Here is a 221-nt window from a genome sequence, read left to right on the forward strand (position 1 = left end):
GTGTTCGCTGCGGTAGTTCGCCGCATCAAATCCGGGAACCTCCGTCTGCTTGAGCACGCGACGCTCTCCGGTGTCCATATCCAGTTCAAACAGCGTATCCGGGGTGGTCATGGAGGAATAGCCATAACGCAGGCGCGAGGTCTCCGGCTCAGGGTTATAGGCAAGCCATGTCACATACGCCGGATCGTCAAAGGCGATACCGACCACTTCGCGCGTTTTAC

General features: G+C 57.9%; 1 pseudogene. It reads right to left on the minus strand.

From position 1 onward, the window contains the following. Window positions 1-221: pseudogene (locus tag FDX22_RS31030) on the minus strand (oligopeptidase B); the annotation flags it as partial.

Source organism: Citrobacter sp. TBCS-14 (assembly GCF_005280805.1).
In the GTDB taxonomy this organism is placed as follows: Bacteria; Pseudomonadota; Gammaproteobacteria; order Enterobacterales; family Enterobacteriaceae; genus Citrobacter; species Citrobacter gillenii.